Annotated in this window: 20 protein-coding genes and 1 pseudogene; 8 read left to right on the top strand and 13 right to left on the bottom strand. The window is 56.0% G+C overall.

Annotated features, from left to right (window positions below):
- Positions 1-55: 55 nt before the first annotated feature.
- Entirely contained in the window at positions 56-2,335 is a 2,280-nt protein-coding gene (locus C1A08_RS11645) for an NADP-dependent malic enzyme (protein WP_101573633.1), read from the bottom strand.
- A gap of 130 nt (positions 2,336-2,465) precedes the next feature.
- Here C1A08_RS11645 and C1A08_RS11640 point away from each other — a divergent pair, with 130 nt between their 5' ends.
- On the top strand, positions 2,466-2,933 hold the full coding sequence (locus C1A08_RS11640) for a type I restriction enzyme HsdR N-terminal domain-containing protein (protein WP_055202960.1): 468 nt from the start codon (positions 2,466-2,468) through the stop codon (positions 2,931-2,933).
- On the opposite strand, the gene C1A08_RS11635 is transcribed toward C1A08_RS11640, so the two are convergent.
- The 3 genes from C1A08_RS11635 to fabD form a co-directional block, all read right to left on the bottom strand.
- Positions 2,913-3,452: a GNAT family N-acetyltransferase gene (locus tag C1A08_RS11635; protein ID WP_228385734.1), complete on the bottom strand. Its 540-nt coding sequence runs from the start codon at positions 3,450-3,452 to the stop codon at positions 2,913-2,915. The two genes, C1A08_RS11640 and C1A08_RS11635, sit on opposite strands and share 21 nt — an antisense overlap.
- A 12-nt stretch (positions 3,453-3,464) precedes the next feature.
- Positions 3,465-4,694: an ROK family transcriptional regulator gene (locus tag C1A08_RS11630; RefSeq protein ID WP_055202962.1), complete on the bottom strand. Its 1,230-nt coding sequence runs from the start codon at positions 4,692-4,694 to the stop codon at positions 3,465-3,467.
- A gap of 310 nt (positions 4,695-5,004) precedes the next feature.
- Positions 5,005-5,889 carry an ACP S-malonyltransferase gene (gene fabD, locus C1A08_RS11625; protein WP_101573631.1) on the bottom strand — a complete coding sequence of 295 codons (885 nt, stop codon included), beginning with the start codon at positions 5,887-5,889 and terminating at the stop codon, positions 5,005-5,007.
- 145 nt (positions 5,890-6,034) lie between these two features.
- Between fabD and C1A08_RS11620 the strand changes: the two genes are divergently transcribed.
- From C1A08_RS11620 to C1A08_RS11605, 4 genes are all read left to right on the top strand, one after another.
- Complete coding sequence (locus C1A08_RS11620; protein WP_180951577.1) at positions 6,035-6,958, top strand: ketopantoate reductase family protein; 924 nt, start codon at positions 6,035-6,037, stop codon at positions 6,956-6,958.
- A 118-nt stretch (positions 6,959-7,076) separates the two neighbouring features.
- Positions 7,077-8,492, top strand: a complete 1,416-nt coding sequence (locus tag C1A08_RS11615) for a transglutaminase domain-containing protein (protein ID WP_101573626.1) — start codon at positions 7,077-7,079, stop codon at positions 8,490-8,492.
- Between the two features lies 1 nt (position 8,493).
- On the top strand, positions 8,494-9,666 hold the full coding sequence (locus C1A08_RS11610; RefSeq protein ID WP_101573625.1) for a C40 family peptidase: 1,173 nt from the start codon (positions 8,494-8,496) through the stop codon (positions 9,664-9,666).
- Positions 9,667-9,685: 19 nt separating this feature from the next.
- Positions 9,686-10,816: an enolase C-terminal domain-like protein gene (locus C1A08_RS11605; RefSeq protein ID WP_101573623.1), complete on the top strand. Its 1,131-nt coding sequence runs from the start codon at positions 9,686-9,688 to the stop codon at positions 10,814-10,816.
- 71 nt (positions 10,817-10,887) lie between these two features.
- On the opposite strand, the gene C1A08_RS13295 is transcribed toward C1A08_RS11605, so the two are convergent.
- The 5 genes from C1A08_RS13295 to C1A08_RS11585 form a co-directional block, all read right to left on the bottom strand.
- Positions 10,888-11,028 carry a hypothetical protein gene (locus C1A08_RS13295; protein WP_153497722.1) on the bottom strand — a complete coding sequence of 47 codons (141 nt, stop codon included), beginning with the start codon at positions 11,026-11,028 and terminating at the stop codon, positions 10,888-10,890.
- Positions 11,029-11,090: 62 nt separating this feature from the next.
- Positions 11,091-11,675, bottom strand: coding sequence for an RNA polymerase sigma factor (locus C1A08_RS11600; protein ID WP_055202974.1), 585 nt, complete (start codon positions 11,673-11,675; stop codon positions 11,091-11,093).
- 270 nt (positions 11,676-11,945) lie between these two features.
- Complete coding sequence (locus tag C1A08_RS11595) at positions 11,946-12,722, bottom strand: zinc ribbon domain-containing protein (protein ID WP_055202976.1); 777 nt, start codon at positions 12,720-12,722, stop codon at positions 11,946-11,948.
- A gap of 16 nt (positions 12,723-12,738) precedes the next feature.
- Entirely contained in the window at positions 12,739-13,530 is a 792-nt protein-coding gene (locus C1A08_RS11590) for a Nif3-like dinuclear metal center hexameric protein (RefSeq protein ID WP_101573621.1), read from the bottom strand.
- 21 nt (positions 13,531-13,551) lie between these two features.
- Positions 13,552-14,220, bottom strand: coding sequence for a MerR family transcriptional regulator (locus C1A08_RS11585; RefSeq protein WP_306345983.1), 669 nt, complete (start codon positions 14,218-14,220; stop codon positions 13,552-13,554).
- 203 nt (positions 14,221-14,423) lie between these two features.
- Between C1A08_RS11585 and C1A08_RS13450 the strand changes: the two are divergent.
- The 3 genes and pseudogenes from C1A08_RS13450 to C1A08_RS11575 all read left to right on the top strand — a co-directional run.
- A pseudogene (locus C1A08_RS13450) lies at positions 14,424-14,768 on the top strand (riboflavin kinase); the annotation flags it as partial.
- Positions 14,769-14,831: 63 nt separating this feature from the next.
- On the top strand, positions 14,832-16,244 hold the full coding sequence (gene ahcY, locus C1A08_RS11580) for an adenosylhomocysteinase (RefSeq protein WP_257937114.1): 1,413 nt from the start codon (positions 14,832-14,834) through the stop codon (positions 16,242-16,244).
- A gap of 131 nt (positions 16,245-16,375) precedes the next feature.
- On the top strand, positions 16,376-16,813 hold the full coding sequence (locus C1A08_RS11575) for a hypothetical protein (protein ID WP_101573619.1): 438 nt from the start codon (positions 16,376-16,378) through the stop codon (positions 16,811-16,813).
- Positions 16,814-16,893: 80 nt separating this feature from the next.
- Here C1A08_RS11575 and recJ read toward each other — a convergent pair whose 3' ends face one another.
- From recJ to gdhA, 4 genes are all read right to left on the bottom strand, one after another.
- Positions 16,894-18,660, bottom strand: coding sequence for a single-stranded-DNA-specific exonuclease RecJ (recJ, locus tag C1A08_RS11570; protein WP_101573617.1), 1,767 nt, complete (start codon positions 18,658-18,660; stop codon positions 16,894-16,896).
- 89 nt (positions 18,661-18,749) lie between these two features.
- Positions 18,750-19,427 (bottom strand): lipoyl(octanoyl) transferase LipB, encoded by a 678-nt coding sequence (lipB, locus tag C1A08_RS11565; protein ID WP_101573615.1) that lies wholly within the window; start codon positions 19,425-19,427, stop codon positions 18,750-18,752.
- A gap of 7 nt (positions 19,428-19,434) precedes the next feature.
- Positions 19,435-20,319 (bottom strand): lipoyl synthase, encoded by an 885-nt coding sequence (gene lipA / locus C1A08_RS11560; RefSeq protein ID WP_101573613.1) that lies wholly within the window; start codon positions 20,317-20,319, stop codon positions 19,435-19,437.
- Between the two features lie 208 nt (positions 20,320-20,527).
- On the bottom strand, positions 20,528-21,883 hold the full coding sequence (gdhA, locus tag C1A08_RS11555) for an NADP-specific glutamate dehydrogenase (protein ID WP_055202990.1): 1,356 nt from the start codon (positions 21,881-21,883) through the stop codon (positions 20,528-20,530).
- Positions 21,884-22,183: the final 300 nt, after the last annotated feature.

Genomic DNA, 22,183 nt, shown 5'->3' with positions numbered 1-22,183 from the left:
ATAGCCGCCGGGTAAAAATGATCGGCGGCTATTTTTAAAAACGAGCGTTTTCCGGCTATTTCGGCTGGATCGTTTCCGCAGCGGCGATGACGCTCAGGTTGCGGATTGATCGGGTGCTGGCCACTTCCGGGATCAGGTGTACGCACGACTGGTTCAGTCCCATCAGGATCGGACCGTTGATTTCGGCGCCGCCGAGGATCTCCATCATCTTGTACGAAATGTTCGCGGACGACAGGTTCGGGAAGATCAACACGTTGATCTCGCGGTCGCCCAGCTTGTTGAACGGGTAGATTTCGTTGCGGGCTTTCTTGTTCAACGCGATGTCGGCTTTCATCTCGCCGTCGACCAGCAATTCCGGATACTGGAAGTGCAGGATTTCCACGGCTTTCGAGATTTTGGCCGCGAGCGGTTCGGTGTCGGTTCCGAAATTCGAGTGCGACAGCATTGCCATCACCGGTTCGATACCGAAATTGCGGACGGTCTGGGCAGCCATCAGTACGATGTTGACCAGGTCTTCGACGGTCGGACTCGGGTTGACGGCCGTGTCGGCGAAGAACATCGGTCCGCGCTTGGTCGTAACGATCTCCATCGCCGCGAGCGTCGTGTTGCTGTTCGTCGTAAAGATCTGGCGTACCGGGTTCAGCGCTTCGGTGTAGCGGTGCGTATAGCCGAGGATCGACGTATCGGCGTCGCCCGAAGCGACCATCATCAGCGTGAACCAGTCGCGGCGCATCATGTATTCGATCGCCTCGTGCATCCGGACGCCCTTGCGGCTTACCTTGTTATACAGCAGCGCTGCGTAGCGGCTGCGGCGCGCTTCTTCGCGGTCGCTGCGGAAGTCGACGATGCATTTCGGGTCGAGCGTCAGGTGGTTGTCCTTCAGCAGCGTATTGATCTTCGCACGGTCGCCGACCAGCAGCGGGATAGCGAGGTTTTCGTTGGCCAGGTGAACGGCGGCCTTGATCGTAGTCAGGCGGTCGCCTTCGCTGAAGACGATCCGGCGCGGCGCGGCGGTGCCTACTTTCGAGCGGATGGCGCGCATCAGCTTGTCGTCGCGCCCCATACGGCTGTCCAGTTCGGTAGCGTACGCTTTCCAGTCGGTGATCGTTTTGCGCGCGACGCCCGATTCGATAGCCGCTTTGGCCACGGCGACCGAGATGGTGGAGATCAGCCGCGGGTCGAGGGCCTTGGGGATCAGGTATTCGCGTCCGAACGAAATATTGTTGTCGTTGTAGGCGGCCGCTACGATGTCGGGCACCGGCTCCTTGGTCAATGCGGCCAGCGCCCGCACGGCGGCGATCTTCATCTCCTCGTTGATCTTGGTGGCGCGCACGTCGAGCGCTCCGCGGAAAATGTACGGGAATCCGAGTACGTTATTGACCTGGTTCGGATAGTCCGAGCGTCCGGTTGCGAAGATGATGTCTTCGCGGGCGGCCATCGCGTTGTCATATGAGATTTCCGGATTCGGATTGGCCAGCGCGAATACGATCGGGTTGTCGGCCATGCTGCGTACCATTTCTTGCGTCAGCACGTCGGCTACCGATAAGCCGAGGAATACGTCGGCTCCGACAAGGGCTTCTTCGAGCGTATCGACCTCGCGCGTAGTGGCGAATTTGGCTTTCGCCGCGTTCAGGTTCTGGCGGCGTACCGAAATGACCCCTTTGCTGTCGCACATGATCACATTCTCGGGCTTTACGCCCAGCGCGATGTAGAGTTTCGCGCAGGATACGGCGGCCGCGCCGGCCCCGTTGACCACTACCTGTACTTTTTCGATCTTCTTGCCTGCGATTTCGAGCGCGTTGAGCAGCGCCGCCGACGAAATGATCGCGGTGCCGTGCTGGTCGTCGTGCATCACCGGGATCGACAGCTCCTCTTTCAGGCGTTCTTCGATCTCGAAACATTCGGGCGCCTTGATGTCTTCCAGGTTGATCCCGCCGAACGTGACCGAAATGTTTTTGACGGTTTCGATGAACTGGTCGGTGTCTTTCGTATCGACTTCGATGTCGAATACGTCGATATCCGCAAAGGTTTTAAAGAGCAGCCCTTTGCCTTCCATGACCGGTTTGCCGGCCATCGCCCCGATATCGCCCAGCCCGAGCACGGCGGTGCCGTTCGAGATTACCGCTACCAAGTTGCCTTTCGCTGTATATTTGTACGCGTCGTCCGGATTGTCCTCGATCGCCAGGCAAGGCTCCGCCACTCCCGGGGAGTAGGCCAGCGACAAGTCTTTCTGTGTGCTGTAAGGTTTCGTTGGGATTACCTCGATCTTCCCCGGACGCCCCTCCGAGTGGTAGAGAAGCGCCTCTTCCTTTTTACTTTTAGCATTGTTTCCCATATCGCAAGTGTTTATTCAGATGATTTCGGTGCTCTGAAAAATCTTTGTTTATATTTGTAAGCCGGAAAATATGAGCCGGACGACTTTTTTTCGAAAAAATCGAGTACAAGGTACGAATTTTTATCGATAGATGGAGCGACTTTTTCAACTTAATTTTCCTCGTTACGTTTTCAGGCTCCGGATGGATGCCGCGCCGCCGCAGATATGGGACGGCGTCCGCAAACGGTGGCTCGTGCTGACTCCCGAGGAGTGGGTGCGGCAGCACTTGATTCGTTTTTTGGTGGAGGAGAAGGGGGCGTTTGCGGCGTGCGTATCTCAGGAACGTCCGGTGGAACTCGCGGGTACGCGGCAACGGGCCGATGTGACGGTGACCGGTCGGGACGGCCGGATCTGTCTGGTCGCGGAATGCAAAGCTCCGCACGTCCCGCTCGACGAGCGGGTGCTCGCCCAGGCGGTACGTTACAACAGCGTGCTGGAGGCTCCTTTCATATTGGTTACGAACGGGCTGCGGCATGTTTGCTGCCGGCGCGATGCGGAATCGGGGCGCTACTGCCCTACTGCCGAATTCCCCGACTTGTCACCATTTTTTCGGGTTTAGCAGTTGTAGCATGTACTCGTCCTGCCAGTCCGACGTGGTTTTCGTCCACTCTTTTTTAAGTCCGATCACCGAAAATCCCTTGCTTTTGAATAGCGCGAGGCTTTGGATGTTCTGCGACGGAATGTCGCAGTACAGTTGGTTGAGGTTCAGCACTTGAAAGCCGTATCGGATCACGATCGACACCGCATGAGAGGCGTAACCCTGCCTCTGGTCGCGCTGGTCGTAGATCAGAATGCCGACCCCCGCCCGGCAGTTGTACGGGTCGAGGTCGAACAGGTCGATGGCGCCGACGGGTTTCCCGTCGGCTTTCGATTCGATGATCAGCCGCAACTGGCGGGTTTCGTAGATATCGCGTTGCTGGTTTTCGATAAACTGTCGCAGCATGTGTTTCGAAAACGGGGCGACCGTGTTGCTCACTTTCCAGATTTCGGTGTCGTTCTCCCATTTGTACAGGATGTTGACATCTTCCGGCTCGAGCGCCCGCAGGCGGATCAGTTCGCTCTCCATCGGATTGGTCATGGCACGCCGCGTTTACAGTGAAATCACCTTGTTGCGGATCAGCATTGCCGCGCCGAGCGAACCGATATTGTCGTCGAGGTTGGTCGTGCGGAACAGCGTGTCGTTGTAAACCAGCCGCAGCGAATATTTGTTGACGGCCGATTTCAGCGGCAGCATCAGGTAGTCGCCGGCGTTGGCCAGGTTGCCTCCGATGATCACCTGTTCCGGGTTGAAAATATTGATCAGAAAAGCGATGCTTTTGCCGATTTTTTCGCCGGCTTCCTCGATCAGTTCGATTGACAGCGTGTCGTCGTTTTTGGCTGCCTGAATGATGTCGTTGATGTGGATCTTATGTTGTTTCTGGTATTTATCCATCAGGATCGTGGTGCGTCCGTTCTTGATCTGCTGGATCATCTTGTTTTCGATGGCGATTCCGGAAACTTCCGTCTCCAAACACCCTTTTTTACCGCAGTCGCAGATGATCTCGTTATCGAAATAGGGCGTATGGCCGAATTCGCCGGCAAAGCCCGATTTCCCGTAGTACAGGTTGCCGTCGATGATGACTCCGATGGCGACGCCACGGGCGAGGTTCAGGTAAACGATGTTCTTTTCGGAACCCGTGCATCCTTTCGTATATTCGCCGTAGCAGCGGGCGCGGGTGTCGTTTTCGATCAGCACCCGGTGTCCGAGCCGTTTTTCCATGATCTCGCTCAGCGACTCTTCGCGCGAGGTGAAATATTTGTAGCTGCGTCCGGTTTTCGGATTCACGCGCCCGGCAATGCAGATTCCGATGCCGAGCAACTTCGAACGGTCTATTTTGCTGTCGTTTATGAACCGGTCGATCGAAGATCCGATTTTGTCGAGGCATTCTTCCGTGTCGTCGAGGATAAAATCTTGCTCGTGTTCCAGTTGGATGATGTTGTTGTGCAGGTCGGTAATCACCATGACGATCTGATCGCGACTCACTTCGATGCCGGCGAAATAGATGGCCGAATGAGTCAGACCGAAAATGTTCGGCCGGCGTCCGCCGCTGGTTTCGATCTTGCCGCGGTCGGCGATGATGTTTTCGGAAAGGAGTTCCTCGACCAGTTTGGTGACTGTCGGGATGCTGACATGCAGCTCCCTGGCCAGATCCGCCAGCGTACATTCTCCTTCGATCGCCATGCGGGCGATGATATTGCGTTTGAGAATGTTGTTTTTTTGAACGATTCCTTTGGCCTTGCCGTTTTCCGGCTGATTGAAAAATTCCTGTAATGAACTCATGGGGTTAAATTCTGTTATGGTTTGATGTTAGGTTTTTCTTTGTCGGGATTCCGAAAGTTCCGGTCCGCCGGCCTCGAAGTCCGCTGATAGCCACTCATTCTTATCTAATTGGGAAACGGCGGTTTCCTAAATTTAGAATGGTGGCGTTGGTTTTCTTTGAGTGCAAAATAACGCAAAATTTTTCATATATCCGACCGAATTAGCCGAAATATTAAAATCTTACGCCCTCTTATTTCATAAAAAAACCGCACTAGTAAAACGTGCGGTTCGGGAAAATCGTATGAGTATCAGCCGTTTTTTTCGGTCGATATTACAATGTTTGCTTCGATTCGCAAACGGCGGCGCGGTCCACTTTCTTGATCAGGCCCTGCAATACGCTGCCGGGGCCGAGTTCGGTGAACTGCGTGGCTCCGTCGGCGATCATGTTTTGCACGATCTGCGTCCAGCGCACCGGAGAGGTCAGTTGGGCGATCAGGTTGGCTTGGATTTTAGCCGGATCGGTGTACGGTTTGGCGTCGACGTTCTGGTAGACCGGGCAGACCGGTTCGGCGAATGGAGCGGCTTTGATGGCGGCTTCGAGCTCCACGCGGGCCGGTTCCATCAGCGGCGAGTGGAATGCTCCGCCGACGTTCAGCTTCAGCGCGCGTTTGGCGCCCGCCTCGGTCAGTTTGGCGCAGGCGGCGTCGATCGCTTCGTTGCTGCCCGATATTACCAACTGTCCCGGACAGTTGTAGTTGGCCGGAACGACTACGCCGTCGATCGCGCTGCATATCTCTTCGACCGTGGCGTCGGGCAGGCCGATGATGGCGGCCATCGTCGACGGATTCTGTTCGCAGGCTTTCTGCATCGCCATCGCACGTTTCGAAACCAGGCTCAGGCCGTCTTCGAAACTCAGGGCTCCGGCGGCTACCAGCGCGCTGAATTCGCCCAGCGAGTGTCCGGCCGTCATTTCGGGTTTGAAGTCCGCGCCGAGCGATTTGGCCAGGATGACCGAGTGCAGGAAGATCGCCGGCTGGGTTACTTTCGTCTGCTTGAGCTGTTCGTCGGTTCCGGCGAACATGATATCGGTGATCGGGAAGCCGAGAATTTCGTTGGCTTTTTCGAACAGTTCTTTTGCAAGGGGAACGTTGTCGTACAGGTCTTTGCCCATTCCGACGAATTGGGCGCCTTGACCCGGGAATACGTATGCGTGCATATTTTTTCGTTTAGTTGGTTAACAGAGAACAAAGATAAGTAATTTTGCCGAAACCCGGCAACTGTTCTCGACGGGGGGCGTATTTCGCAACGAAATGCTCCGGTTTTTGCTACCTTTGCGGAAAATCAAATCGTTCGGACTGATTATGAAAACGAAAATAGCCATCGTAGGGACGGGCGGCGTCGGCGGATTTCTCGGCGGTCTGCTCGCCCGCCGTTACCGGGACGACCCGGAAGTGGACATCTATTTTATTTCGCGCGGACAAGCCCTCGAAAATATCCGAAGCAGGGGATTGATCGTCGAGTCGCAGCAGGGAAATTTTACGGCCCGCCCGAAAGCGGCGACCGATTCGGCCGCCGAGATTGGCGAAATGGATTACATCCTGCTGTGCACGAAGGCCTATGATATCGAAGGGGCCGTCGGGCAGATCCGCCCGGCCATCGGGCCGCGGACGGTGATCCTGCCGTTTCTGAACGGCGTGGATAGCGCCGAGAAGATCAAACGAATGCTGCCCGGACATGCCGTGTGGGACGGGTGCGTGTATGTGGTTGCGTTTATCGTCGAGCCGGGCCGTATCGCCGAACATACCAACGGTTACCGTTACCTGTTCGGTTCCGCGCAGGGGCCGGACGAACGACTCGAAGAACTGGAGCGGATTTTTACCGGCGCGGAAGTCCGCGCCCGGTTGGTTCCGGATATTACCCGGCGAGTCTGGGACAAGTTTGCGTTCATCTCGACCGTGGCCACGGCGACTTCCTATACCGACGAGCCTTACGGCGGCGTGCTTGGCAACCCGGACTACCGGGCGCAGTTCACGGCGCTGCTCGATGAATTTCAGGCGGTGGCGAAGGCCAAAGGAATCGTCCTGTCCGACGGGATCGCCGCCCAGGTGGTCGATCAGATGGAACGGATTCCGGCCGATACGACGACCTCGATGCAGCGCGATTTCCGGGCGCACCGCAGCACCGAACTGGAGTCGTTGACCGGCTACATCGTGCGCGAAGGGAAACGGCTCGGCGTTCCGACGCCGACTTACGACCGGATGTATGCCGGATTGCTGCAACGTTAACGTATTTTGATCGTGATCCGCATACCTCTCCGGCCGCCCGGTTGCGATTTCCGGGCGGTTTTTTGTTGCCATTGGCCGGTAAAATGCGTAGTTTTGTGAAAATATAGACTGTTTCGGAATGAATCTGTTCAAATTTTTTTGCCCGGTACTGTTGGGAGCGTTGGTTTCCTGCGCCGGACGATCCGATTGGCGGAAAGATGCGTCGAATCTGATCGGAGAAGGTCGGTTTTCGCAGCTGGACTCGTTGCTGGAAGAGGCGGAACCCGGCGCGTCGGAACAGGAGCTGCGCGCGATCGACTCGCTGCGGGAGGTCATGCGGCGTTTGCGTATCGAATTTTGTTATAACGAAGGACAGATTCTCTCCCGGATCCGGCAGCGGGTGTCCGATACGGTATCTCCGGAGCAGATCCGTCGATGGGAAAAGTCCGGGAAGTTGGAGATGCGGCGGATCGACAGCCGGAAGCGTTACTTCAGCCGTTCGGTAGGCAACCTGATTCTGCTGGCCCCGGAACTGGAAGGATTGCGGCGGATCGACTCGTCGGAGATCGGTTTTCGGGAAAGGCACGCCGCGCGGGTGATTGCGGCGACCGATTCGCTGGGAATGTGTACGAATCCGGTGACGATGACGATTCGCTATACGCTTGTCGTGGAACCGGATGCCGTGCCGGAGGGCGATACGATCCGTTGCTGGCTGCCCTATCCGCAGGAAGGTTTGCCGCGCCAGACCGGTGTCGAACTGATTTCGGCATGGCCTGAGCGGTATGTCGTGGCTCCGAAGGGAACTCCGCAGCGTAGCATTTGTTTCGAACAGCCGGCCCGTCGCGACAGCGCGACCGTTTTCAGGCTCGCGTTCCGGGTGACGACGCGTGCGCAGTATTTCGATCCGGAGGAGCTGTCGAAGCGGGTCGAACCGTACGATACCCTTTCGGAAGTTTATCGCAAATATACGGCCCAGCGTCCGCCGCACCTCGTTTTCAGCGAACGGATCGAACGGAAGGCCCGCGAGTTGGCCGGCGGCGAGACCGATCCGGTGCGGATCGTTTCGCGGATTTACGATTGGATCGACGACATTCCGTGGGCGGGGGCGATCGAGTACGGCGTGATCCCGAATATTCCCGAGTACGTGCTCGATGCCGGACACGGCGACTGCGGACAGGTGAGCCTGCTTCTGATCGCGATGTTGCGCAGCGTCGGGATTCCGGCGCGGTGGGAAAGCGGTTGGATGCTGCATCCGGGACATGTCGGTCTGCACGACTGGGGATCGGTTTATTACGAAGGCGTCGGGTGGGTGCCCCTCGATATATCGTTCGGCAAACTGGCTGCGAGCGCCGATCCGGCCGTCCGCGATTTCTATAAAACGGGCATGGACAGCTACCGGCTGGTCGTGAACAGCGATTACGGGTATCCGTTCGATCCTCCGAAACGGCATATGCGTAGCGAGCCGGTGGATTTTCAACGCGGCGAAGCGGAAACTTCGGAGCGCAATCTCTATTTCGACGAGTGGGATTATCACATGGACGTTACATACGAATAGAATGAAGAGGATAACGAAAAAGGTTTTATGGACGGCGGCGCTGACACTGGCCGTTTGGGGCGCGAAAGCGCAATCCGCCGGCGATCTGGTGGAACAGGTGCGCGCGCGGTACGCTCCGGACAAACGGGTGGCGGTCTTCGAGATCGAGGCCGAACAGGTCAACGATACGCTGTATATATTAAAGGGCAAGTGCGACGATCCGGAAGCCGTTCGTGCGCTCCGCGAGCGGTTGAGGCGGGGCGGGGTCGCCTTTGAGGATTATACGACGCTGCTGCCGTCCCGTGCGCTCGGCGACCGGACGCAGGCGCTCGTCACGCTGTCGTCGGTCAACCTGCGCACCGCTCCGGCTCATGCCGCCGAGTTTGCGACCCAGGCGATCCTCGGAACGCCGTTGCGGGTGCTCGACGTGCAGGGCGGCTGGTATCGGGTGCAGACTCCGGACGGTTATATTTCGTGGGTGGACGACGATGCGATCGCACTGAAAACACCCGGTGAGATGGAGTCCTGGCGGATGTCACAGCGGTTTATCTACACCGGATACATCGGATTCGTCTACGCTGGGCCGGACGAGGAGGGTTCCCGGGTTTCCGATCTCGTGCTCGGAACGGTGCTGGAGGTCGATCCGGCGGGTAAGACGAACCGGAAGTTCATTGCCGTCCGGCTGCCGGACGGACGCTCCGGTTATGTGAAACGCAGCGAAACGCAGGATTTTACCGAATGGGCGGCCCGGGAGTTGCGGCCGGACGGCCTGGAACGCACGGCGCGCAGCATGATGGGAGTGCCTTATCTGTGGGGAGGAACTTCGGTCAAAGGGGTCGACTGTTCCGGAATGGTCAAGACGGCCTATTTCGCCAATGGCGTAATCCTGGCGCGGGACGCTTCGCAGCAAGCCCTGACCGGGGAGAAGATCGCGCCCGAAGCGTGGCGGGATTGCCGCAAGGGCGACTTGCTGTTTTTCGGCAACGCGCAGACCGGCCGCGTGACGCATGTGGCGATGTATCTCGGCGACGGAAAATTCATCCATGCTTCGGGGCGCGTCAAGGTCAACAGCATCGACCCGCAAGCGGAGGACTTCGTCGGGTATCCGTGCCTGTCGATCAGCCGGATCGTCGGCCGGATCGGAACGCCCGGTATCGCGCGGGTGGCCGGCCATCCGTGGTATTTCAACCGATAATCCTATCAATCCGATAACCATGAACAGAAGAGACTTTTTGAAGACCACGGCGATGGGGCTCGTTACGGCCGGGGTGGCCGCTTCGCCGCTGCTGGGCGCTTGTGCGGGGAAACCGAAAAAAGGGCGTAGCGGGAAGCTGAATTTGACGTTCGAGCCGTACGATCTGAAGTTGATCCACCCGTTTACCGTGGCGGTCAATACGCGTACGCATACGCCCGACGTACAGGTGCAGCTCGAGTACGACGGCGTGATCGGCTACGGCGAAGCGTCGATGCCGCCTTACCTCGGCGAGACGCAGGAATCGGTCTGCAAATTCCTCGGATCGCTCGATCTCGGCCAGTTCGCCGATCCGTTCCGAATGGACGAAATTCTCGAATACGTCGATTCGGCGGCTCCCGACAACCGGGCGGCGAAAGCGTCGGTCGATATCGCGCTGCACGATCTGACCGGAAAGCTGCTCGGTCAGCCGTGGTATAAGATATGGGGACTCTCGCCGGAGAAAGCTCCCGACACGTCGTTCACGATCGGGATCGATACGGCGGACGTCGTACGCAAGAAAGTGGAGGAGACGTCGCCCTATAACGTCATTAAGGTGAAGATGGGGCTCGACAACGACAAGGAGCTGGTCGAAATCATCCGTTCGGTGACCGATAAGCCGCTGTGCGTCGATGCCAACCAGGGTTGGAAGGATAAGGAGAAGGCGTTGGAGATGATCGAGTGGCTCAGCGAACGCAATACGCTGTTCGTCGAACAGCCGCTGCCGAAAGAGATGATCGACGAGACGGCATGGATTCGGGAGCGAAGCCCGCTGCCGATTATGGCCGACGAGTTTTTACAACGGCTGCCGGACGTCCGGCGTGCCGAGGGGGTGTACGACGGGATCAACATCAAGCTGATGAAGAGTACCGGCCTGCGTGAAGCCTATAAAATGGCGGTGTTGGCCAAGGCGTTGGGAATGAAACTGATGATCGGATGTATGACCGAGACTTCCTGCGCTATAACGGCGGCGGCCCAACTGGCGCCGATGATGGACTGGGCCGACCTGGACGGCAATCTGCTGATTTCGAACGATCGATTCGACGGGGCCCGGATCGTCGATGGGCAGGTGACGCTGCCCGACCGTCCTGGAATCGGGGTCGTTCCGGTTTAGATTTTTTGAAGAGTACGAGTAAGGAATATAATAAATAAAATAAAGGGCGCCGAATTGAGCGCCCTTGGTTTTTACTTTTTGTTTAACGCCTCTCTCAGCAGGCAGTCGACTAAAATCAGATCATTGTCTTCCCCCACTACTTCTTTGGAGAAAAGTTCTTCATCAGCCAGCCTTTCGGCATTAAAACCGTACTCATTGTAACTTTCGTCCATAGGCACAATTTGATTTTGATCGTTTGTACCTATATAACGCCCGACTCCGGCGATTATTGCCTTTAACTCAAGATTAACTGCTTTTCGTCGATCATTTTGCGCATGTTGATCAGCGCATAACGCATCCGTCCGAGCGCCGTGTTGATGCTGACGTTGGTTTCGTCGGCTATCTCCTTGAAACTAAGTCCCATGTAGTAGCGCATCAGGACGACTTCCTTTTGTTCGGCCGGCAGGAAATCCACCAGTTTGCGAACGTCCTCGGCGATCTGATCGGAGATCATCCGGTCTTCGACCGTCGAATCGGAGAGTTTCCGGTTGTTCAGCAGGTCGTATCCGGCTTCGCCTTCGGAGATGTGGTTTTGCTGTTTTTTCTGTCGGAAATGGTCGATCACCTGATTGTGCGCGATACGCAGTACCCACGAAAGAAATTTTCCGTTTTCGGTGTATCGTCCGTCGTTCACGAAACGGATTACTTTGATAAGAGTTTCCTGGAAAATATCGTCGGCCAGGTCCCGGTCCTTGACCATCATGTTGATGTAATCGAAGACCCGTCGCCGGTGCCGGTTGACAAGTACAGTTACAGCATTCTCATTGCCTGACAGATAGACATTAAGCAAATCGTTGTCACTTAACTTCTTCAGATTCATATACTACTCGTTATTAGTTTAGAGTAGATATTCTCGATAGGCAATTCTTTTAAAGAATTAGACTTTAGCGTCGCAATATACATAAATTTTTTGAATTCGCAAATTTTTCTACTCAACATGATTTCGATCCTTTTTACAAAAGCTGTGCCATAATTTGATAAACAGCCTGCTGGAAATTTGCGGGAATCAAAAAATCTGCAAAATTTCCGGAAATACGGAATTTGCAGATTCGGGATAAGACGGATCGGGAAAATCCCGGAGCGTTTTGGCCTATTCTTCGGCGTTGTTTTCGTCCAACAAGTTGGATACCAGAATCCGGCCGCAATATTCGCAAACGATGATTTTCTTATTCATCCGGATGTCCAACTGGCGCTGGGGCGGGATGCGGTTGTAACAGCCGCCGCAAGCGTCGCGTTTCACGGTAACGACTGCCAGTCCGTTGTGCACGTTTTCGCGGATGCGTTTGTAAGCGGCCAGCAGCCGGCTGTCGATTTTCACGGCGGCGGTTTCCGACTGCACGGCGAGGCTTTCGATCTCTTTGGCCGTCTCCTGGTCGATGCTTTCCAGCTCCGCTTTCTTGGCGGCGAGGTCGATTTTGCGGTCTGCTACGATCGCCTGAGCGTCTTCGATCATTTTTTTCTTGACCTTGCTGTCCGCACTGTATTCCTTGATTTTTTTCTCACACAGTTCGATCTCCAGCTTCTGGTATTCGATCTCCTTGGACAGGGAATCGAACTCCCTATTGTTGCGGACGTTGTCCTGCTGGTGTTCGTATTTGGCGATCAGCGTTTTGGCCTGCTCGATCTCTTCCTTGCGCTGTTTGGTCGAAGCCGTCAGTCCGTCGATCTCGGACGTGATGTTGGCAATGCGGGTTTCGAGACCGGCTATTTCGTCTTCGAGATCCTGCACTTCAAGCGGCAACTCACCCTTGATCTTGTTGATTTCGTCGATTTTCGAGTCGATTTTCTGGAGCTCGTACAACGCGATGATCTTTTCCTCTACGGAATAGTCGTTCGATTCGTTGTTTTTTCTGCTGGATGTCGCCATATCTGTAAGAAATTTCTTAAACTAAATAATTTACCGGGTTTATCGAATGTTCACTCTTGCGAACTGCAAAAGTAGCTATTTTTTTTGTAATAATATCATGCAAAAGTGCTATTGCGCAATATTCGCTTTCGAAATGTCCTACGTCTGCCGCGACGATCCGTCCGTCCGGAGTGTAGAAATCGTTGTATTTGAAGTCCGACGACAGGTAGAGATCCGCGCCCGCAGCGACGGCGTCTTCGATCATCGAAGCTCCGGCTCCGGTGCACAGCGCTATGCGTGAGACGGTTTCGCGGCACAGGGCGCTGTAACGGATCGCGTCGCAGTTCAACAGTCGTTTGGTCTCTCGCAGAAACTCCAGCGTCGGGCGCGCTCTGCCGGGCAGTTCCCCGACGATGCCGAACCCCGATTCGGGAACTGTTTCCGGATTCGGTTTCAGCGTCCGCATATTTTGCAGTCCGAGCAATTGCCCGAGCCGGAAACTCATACCCCCGTCGGCGCTGTCCAGATTGGTGTGCGCGGCATAGAGCGAGATGCCGGCGATCAGGCAGCGCGCGGCGATCCGTTGCGAAGCGTCGGCCCCGACGATCCGGCGTAACGGGTGGAATAGCAGCGGGTGATGCGACACGATCAGGTTGGCCCTGTGCCCGATCGCTTCGTCGACGACCGCTTCGGTGACGTCCACGCAGATCAGAACGCCCGTCAGTTCGGCATCCGGGAATCCGATGTTCAGCCCGCTGTTGTCGTAGGTTTCCTGCAGTTGCAGCGGAGCGAACTCTTCGATGACGGTTGCTACGTCGCGTATTTTCATGTCGTTCGTTTTATCGGATGGTTAAAACAGCGATTGTTCGACGATTACCGGACGCCGGGGCTGTTCCGGTTCGGGCGTTGCGGTCGGTTCTTCCGTGCGTGCGGCCTCTTCCGGCAGGCCGAAACGCGGCGCGGCGGTCGCCGGCTGCGGCGGGATCGGGATCTCGCGCTGCAAAAACCGCGGTACGGCCGGTCCTTCGACGGATTCCTCGGCGGCGGGCGGCGCGTCCGGCACGGCTGCGGCATCGGTTTGCAGCGACGGCGCAGCCGTCGCGGTTTCCGGTACCGAGGTGTCGATGAAGATTTCGTCGCCGCCCGATTTCAACTCTTCGCGGACTTCCAGCAGCAAGGCGCGCATACCCTGTAGTTTTTCGATGATCTCAAGGTTGCGCTCCACGCCTTCGCGGTTGTCCCGCAACCGTTTGGCCGCTCCGGCGAGCGTCATCCCGTTCTCTTTGACCAGGTGATAGATCAGTTTCAGGTTTTCGACGTCTTTCGGCGTGAACAATCGGTTGCCCTTTTTGTTCTTGTCGGGTTTGAGGATGTCGAATTTCTGTTCCCAGAAACGGATCAGCGACGGATTGACGTCGAACATCTCCGACACCTCCCCCATCGTGTAGTATATTTTGCGGTTTTTGCGCTCCATCGTGTCAAAATATGCGTACCCTTTCGTAGCCCAAGCAAGGTACAAAAAACAAACCTTTTTGTCAATGCCTTTTCCGAATTTCCCGTCCGGCGGAAAGCGGATGCGTGACATTCCGTTCGCAAATCTTGATTATTCTTTTTACATTTGCAGGCACAAATGTAAGCAATAAAACAGAATCCGCAGCCTGTTTGCCGTTTCCGGCGGAGCTTTCGTCCGGGGTGCGCGGCGTGCGGAGTTTATTTTTCAGGATGGATTTTCAGATTACGGGCGAAGTGGTCGGCGGAAACCGGCTCGGCCGCCGGCTCGGTTTCCCGACGGCCAATCTTGCCGTAGGCGAGTCGGTGCCGGCGCGTAACGGCGTGTATGCCGCGCATTTCACGGTGGACGGGAAGGTGTGGCCCGCGATGGTGAATCTCGGGCGTAAGCCGACGGTGGGCAGCGGTTTGGATCGGGTGCTCGAAGCGCATGTGCTCGGGTTCGACGGCGATCTGTACGGTCGCACCGTTACGGTCGACCTGTTGGAATTTGTTCGCAGCGAACGGAAATTCGGGTCTGTCGAAGAGCTTCGGCGGCAGATCGAAGCCGACCGGGCGCAGATCGTCCGGTTTTTCGAAAAGAACGGGAAGAAGAACGATAATCATAAAAAAATACGGAATATGTTGTTGGATTTGAATTTGCCTTACAAAGTGGCCGACATCGCGTTGGCCGGCTGGGGACGCAAGGAGATCGAGATCGCCGAGAAAGAGATGCCCGGACTGATGGCCGTCCGCCGGAAGTACAGTGCGCAGAAACCGTTGCAGGGGGCCCGCGTGATGGGGTCGCTGCACATGACGATCCAGACGGCCGTGCTGATCGAGACGCTGGTCGAGTTGGGAGCCGACGTGCGGTGGGCCAGTTGCAATATTTTTTCGACGCAGGATCATGCCGCCGCCGCGATCGCCGAGGCCGGCGTGCCGGTGTTCGCCTGGAAGGGCGAAACGCTCGAAGAATACTGGTGGTGTACGGCGATGGCGTTGAGTTTTCCCGGCGGCAAAGGTCCGAATCTGATCGTTGACGACGGCGGCGACGCTACGCTGCTGGTTCATAAGGGATATGCGGCCGAGAACGATCCGAAAACGCTCGATTACGCTCCGTCCAACCATGAAGAGGCGGTGATTCTCGACGTTCTGAAAAAATTGTTAGCCGAGGACAACGGCAAATGGCACCGCACGGTGGAGGCGTTGAAAGGGGTTTCCGAGGAGACTACGACCGGCGTGCACCGGCTGTATCAGATGCAGGCCCGCGGCGAGTTGCTGTTTCCGGCCATCAACGTGAACGATTCGGTGACCAAAAGCAAGTTCGACAACCTGTACGGTTGCCGCGAATCGCTGGCCGACGGGATTAAACGGGCGACCGACGTGATGATCGCCGGCAAGGTGGTGGTCGTATGCGGTTACGGCGACGTGGGCAAAGGCTGCGCCGCGAGTATGCGTTCTTACGGAGCACGGGTGATCGTGACCGAGATCGACCCGATCTGCGCGTTGCAGGCCGCGATGGAAGGATTCGAGGTGAAGACGGTCGAAGACGCTCTGCCCGAAGGCAATATTTACGTCACGACGACCGGCAACTGCGATATCCTGCGGGTCGAACACATGGAAAAAATGCGCGATCAGGCGATCGTCTGCAACATCGGGCATTTCGACAACGAAATCCAGATGGATAAGCTGAACGCCTATCCGGGGATCGCGCGCACCGAGATCAAACCGCAGGTCGACAAGTATACGTTCCCCGACGGACACGCCATTTTCGTGCTGGCCGAAGGGCGTTTGGTCAATCTGGGTTGCGCGACCGGCCATCCGTCGTTCGTGATGAGCAATTCGTTTACGAACCAGACGCTGGCGCAGATCGAGCTGTGGACCGAAAAGATGGAAGTGAACGTTTACCGCCTGCCAAAGCACCTCGACGAAGAGGTGGCTCGGCTGCATCTGGAGAACCTCGGCGTGCACCTGACCAAACTGACGCAGAAACAGGCCGATTATATCGGCGTGCCGGTCGAAGGTCCTTACAAGGCCGATTTCTACCGGTATTAGGATAAAACGGTATTTCATCGCTCTATCGGAAGCGACTTCTCGGACGGGGAGTCGCTTTTTTGTATATGTGTTTGGATTATAGGAATATTTTTTTAAAATTTGAAATACCGAAAACCTTAAAATTATTCGTTATGAAAACAAAAGCGGTTTTAATTCTGACCTTGTTTACTTTGGCGATATCCGGCATTGCATGCAAGGGGCAGGTATCTCCAGAGGAAACGAATATTACGGGCGTCTGGAGGCTCGTTCGGAACAATCCGGCCCGGGATTCGGCGATGAAAGAGTTTCCGGCTGAATTTACCGAGATCAAGCAGATTACCGACGGACATTTTTCATGGATGCTGATGTCCGATGCCGAGGGAACGGTCTTCAACGGGGCCGGCGGAACCTACCGGCTCGACGGGGATACCTATACCGAAACGATCGATTACGGCTTGCCGGGGATGGTCCGTTTTATCGGGAAACAGGCCGTCTATCAAATCGGCGTAGAGCGGGATACGATGCGGATATCGGGAGTGCTCGACGATCAGATCGAAGTGCGGGAGGTCTGGGTCAGGGTGCTGAAATAACGGAGAAACGATGCCCGTTTGCAATAAAAAGAGACTGTCGCCGCATTGCGGGGCAGTCTCTTGCGTTTTTCCTCGGAAAATTATTTTACGGGCGTTTTTTTGATGTCTTTGATTCGCAGTTGGGCCGACACGGTGCCCCGGTAGTGGTTCTCGACGACCGAATAGCAGACGTCGATGCATTTGCCCGAACGCACATGCTCGTAATGGGTCGGTTGCTGGAACGCGATGGCCGGGATCGATGTGTTCGGTTTCTGTCCCTGGATCAGGTCCATTTTCAGGTGTTCCTGCTCCGCCCCGACCAACCGGGCGTCGCCGCGGTTGCTGACGCCGCGCGTTACGAATACCGGCGCGTTGTTTTCCGGGCCGAACGGTTGGAAACGGTTTAACGTCGTCCGGAATTTGTGCGTGATGTCGCTGAACAGCAATTCCGAGTCGATCTCCACCTGCGGGATCAGCATTTCGGGATCGATGTGCTCCTCGACATAATCGTTGAACCGCCGCGTGAACTCTTCCACGTTTTCGGGCCGCATCGTCAGGCCTGCCGCATAGATATGTCCTCCGAAATTTTCCAACAGGTCGGCGCACGATTCGACGGCCTGGTACAGGTCGAAGCCCGGCACGCTGCGCGCCGAACCGGTGACGTACCCGTTGCTCATCGTCAGTACGACGGTCGGCCGATAGTAAGTCTCGATTAGCCGGGAGGCCACGATGCCGACGATCCCCTTCATCCATTTCGGATTATAGATCACCGTGCTTTTGCGGTTTTTCAGTTCCGGCCGGCTTTCGATGATCTCGTGGGCTTCCTGTGTGATCGAACGGTCGATGTTCTTGCGGTCCTGATTGCAGGTGTCGATGAAGGCCCCGTATTCGGAGGCGACCTCTTCGTCGCGCGCCACCATCAGGTATACGGCCGAGTGTCCGCCCGACGGAGCGGCGTTCTCGTCGTCGGAATCGACTTCCATGCGGCCCGCCGCGTTGATACGCGGCCCGATCTTGAATACGATGTCGTCGATGGTGATGACATGCTTGTCGAGGCCGCAGATTTTAATGATCGACGAAAGGCCCTTGCCGGGCTTTTCGTTCAGGCGTTTGAGGCCGTAATAGGCCAGAATCCGGTTTTCGCCTACCAGCGGCACGATGTCCGAGGCGATGCTAACGACTACCAGGTCGAGCAGGCATTCCACTTCCGAGAAAGGCAATCCTTTGAACTGACAATACCCCTGTAGCATTTTGAACCCTACGCCGCATCCCGACAGTTCCTTGAACGGATAGTTGCAGTCGGGCCGCTTGGAGTCGAGCACCGCCACCGCTTCGGGAATGGTGTCCCCCGGCAGGTGATGGTCGCAGATGATAAAGTCGATTCCTTTGGTCTTGGCATAGGCGACCTTTTCCGTCGCTTTGATCCCGCAGTCGAGCGCGATGATCAGCCCCACGCCCTTGCGCTGCGCGTAGTCGATCGCTTTGACCGAAATGCCGTAGCCTTCGGTGTAGCGGTCGGGAATGTAGAACAGCAGCGACGAGAGTCCCAACCGGCGCAGGAACGAATAGACCAGCGCGACGGCGGTCGTTCCGTCTACGTCGTAATCGCCGTAGACCATGATCGGCTCGTTTCGTTTGACGGCTTTGTCGATCCGTTCGACGGCGCGGTCCATATCCTTCATCAGGAACGGATCGTGCAGGTTCTCCAGTTTCGGGTTAAAGAATTGCCATGCTTCCTCTTCGGTTTCGATGCCACGCTGAACAAGTAGGTTGGCAAGCACCGGCGGGATATCGAGCGCGGCGGCCAGCGCGGCCACCTTCGCAGCATCCCCTTGGGGCTTGAGTACCCATCTTTTTTCTGCTGACATAACGTTTTTTATTTATTAATTGCTTATTAATCAAATTTTAATCCGTCCCTGTTTCCCGGGCGACGGGCCCCGGCCCTTCCCGCGTGCCGTCACCGTACCTCGCAGCGGAGCAATTGTCCGAAATGCGCGGCGAATTTGCGGGCGACCTCTTCCAGCGTCGGCCGCATCCCGGTCTCCTTTTCGATCGACGTGACTCCTTTGTCGACGAATCCGCACGGATTGATGTACGAAAAATAGCGCAGGTCGGTCGTTACGTTCAGCGCGAAGCCGTGCATCGTTACGTAACGGGACGCTTTGACTCCGATCGCGCAGATTTTTCGCGCGCGCGGGGAATCTCCTTCGATCCATACGCCGGTCGCGCCGGCGAGTCGTCCGCCGGCGATACCGTATTCGGCGATCGTCCGGATCACGCTCTCCTCGATCGTCCAAATATAATCCTTCAGGTTCGTGCCGAGCCGTTCGAGATCGAGAATCGGATAGCCGACCAACTGTCCGAGACCGTGGTAGGTGATGTCCCCGCCGCGGTCGGTCTGGAAATAAGTGGCCCCGATCCGTTTCAGGAAACCGTCGTCGACCAGCAGGTTCGACGCGTGCCCGCTTTTGCCGAGCGTATAGACGTGCGGGTGTTCGACGAAGAGCAGTACCTGCTCCGCTTGTCCGCCACCGTTTCGTTTGGCGTCCAGCAGGGCGTTGAAGAAGCGTTTCTGCTCTTCCCAGGCTGCGGAGTATTCCGTCCGTCCGACGTATTTGCTGGTAACGGTTTCCATGTTTCGTTTATTTTTTGCTTCCGCAACATTGCATCGCCTTCTCGGCCATGTAGGACGAACGCACCATCGGGCCGCTTTCGACGTAAAGCATACCGCGTCGCAGCGCTTCTTCCTTGTAAGTTGCGAATTTTTCAGGAGTTACGTAATCGGCGACCGGCAGGTGTTTCAGCGTGGGCCGCAGGTATTGGCCGATCGTCATAATCCGGACGCCGTTGGCGACCAGGTCGTCGATCGCGGCGAGCACTTCGTCGTCGGTTTCGCCGAGACCGACCATCAGGCCGCTTTTGGTTCGGCAGCCCGACCGCGCGATATGCGACAAAGTTTTGAGACTGACTTCGTAACGGGCGCGCGAGCGCACCTGCGGAGTCAGCCGGGCGACGGTTTCGACGTTGTGTCCGATAATATCCGGTTTGGCGGCGATCACCGTGTCGATCAGGTCTTCCCGCGCATCGAAGTCGGGAATCAGCAATTCGATCGAAGTATCCGGATTTTCGCGGCGAACGGCCCGTACCGCTTCCGCCCATATTTCGGCTCCGCCGTCGGGCAGATCGTCACGCGTTACGGAAGTGACGACACAATGTTTCAATCCCATCAATCGAACGGAACGGGCGAGTTTCTGCGGCTCATCCGGGTCGGGCGGTAACGGTTTTCCGGTGGCTGTCGCACAGAACTTGCACGAACGGGTACAGATTTCACCCAGGATCATGAAAGTCGCTGTTCTGCGGCTCCAGCATTCGGCTTGGTTGGGGCATCGTCCGCTGCTGCATATCGTATGCAGCCCATGTTCCTGTACGATGCGAGCTACTTCGCCGAAATTACTACTGTTATGGAGCTTGATTTTCAGCCAGTCCGGTTTTTTATGTCGCGTTACCTCATCATGACAATCAGGCATTTTTAATTTTATTTACTTTCCAATTGCTACAAATGTAACGTTTTTTTTCAAAATCGAGCCTGTTTCGGGATAATAAATTGCGACGGAACGTCGGATTCGGGATGATTTTTTATCGTTTGTTTTTGCTGCCGGCGCTTCCTGCCGCGCGAAACGAAAAAACGTTCCCGGAAATCCGGGAACGTTTTTAATATCAGGAAAGTAAAGGATCTTATACGCAGCCCTGGGCCAGCATGGCGTTGGCCACTTTCATGAAGCCGGCAATGTTGGCGCCGTTGACGTAGTTGACGTATCCGTCGGGGCCGGTGCCGTATTTCACGCAAGCGGCGTGGATGTCTTTCATGATCGAGTGCAGTTTCTGGTCGACTTCCTGCGGAGACCATGACAGACGCATCGAGTTCTGCGTCATTTCGAGGCCGGAAGTGGCTACGCCGCCGGCGTTCGACGCCTTGCCCGGCGAGTACAGCAGTTTGTTGTCCAGGAAGGCCTTGATCGCTTCGGGCGTAGAGGGCATGTTGGCGCCTTCGGCAACGCAGAAACAGCCGTTTGCGATCAGCGTTTGGGCCTCGTCGCCGTTCAGTTCGTTCTGCGTGGCGCACGGCATCGCGATGTCGCATTTTACGCTCCACGGACGCTGTCCTTCGTAGTAGGTGGCTTCCGGATATTTTTCAGCGTACTCTTTGATGCGGCCTCGGAAAATGTTTTTCAGTTCCATTACATAGGCCAGCTTATCGGCATCGATGCCTTTCGGGTCGTAGATGTATCCCGACGAATCGGAAAGCGTTACGACCTTGGCGCCGAGCTGGGTCGCCTTTTCGCAGGCGTACTGCGCCACGTTGCCCGATCCGGAAATCGCTACGGTCTTGCCTTTGAAGCTTTCGCCCCGCGTAGCCAGCATCTCCTGGGCGAAGTAGCAGGTGCCGTACCCGGTGGCTTCCGGACGCAGCGGACTGCCGCCCCAGCCGAGGCCCTTGCCGGTCAGCGTGCCGGTAAATTCGTTGCGCAGCCGCTTGTACTGGCCGAACATGAAGCCGATTTCGCGTCCGCCCACGCCGATGTCGCCGGCCGGCACGTCCGTGTTTGCTCCGATGTGACGTTGCAGTTCGGTCATGAACGACTGGCAAAAGCGCATTACTTCGTTATCGGACTTGCCTTTCGGGTTGAAGTCCGAGCCGCCCTTGCCGCCGCCCATCGGCAGCGTCGTCAGGCTGTTTTTGAAGGTTTGCTCGAAGGCGAGGAACTTCAGAATGCTCAGGTTTACCGACGAGTGGAAACGGATGCCGCCTTTATAGGGGCCGATCGCGCTGTTCATTTCGACGCGGTAGCCTTTGTTGATCTCGATCTCCCCCTTGTCGTTGAGCCACGGAACGCGGAACATCACGATTCGTTCGGGTTCGGCGATGCGTTCCAGGACTTTCATTTTCTGGAGCACGGGATTTTCGAGGATGTACGGGGCCAGCGATTCTACGACCTCGTGTACGGCCTGGTGAAACTCTTTTTCACCCGGATTTCTGGCGATGATATCGGCCATGAAATCGTCGACATACTTTTGAACGTGTTTTTCCATAGGATTCGGAATTTTATAGAGATTTGTTTTTTCGCACTGTCGGTGTTTGCGACCGTAAAAATAGGTGAATAATATCAGAACGGCAAACGACGATCGGGCATTCGGCCGGCGGATCGTACCGGTGTTAAAAATATAACGGTTCGATTCGTTACTAAATGTTTTTTAAATTTCCGGTATTGATTTCAAATGATAAGCCTTTTGCGAAATCTGGCCGAAAATTGTCAGCGGATAAAAAAAAATTATTTTTTTTAAATTACAATTTAACATGCGCGCTGCGACGGGATTTTACGCCGTCCGCAT

The organism is Alistipes sp. cv1 (assembly GCF_900240235.1).
GTDB lineage: Bacteria > Bacteroidota > Bacteroidia > Bacteroidales > Rikenellaceae > Alistipes_A > Alistipes_A hominis.
The sequence above is the reverse complement of the archived record's forward strand: the minus strand, read 5'-3'. Positions and strand labels throughout refer to the sequence as shown.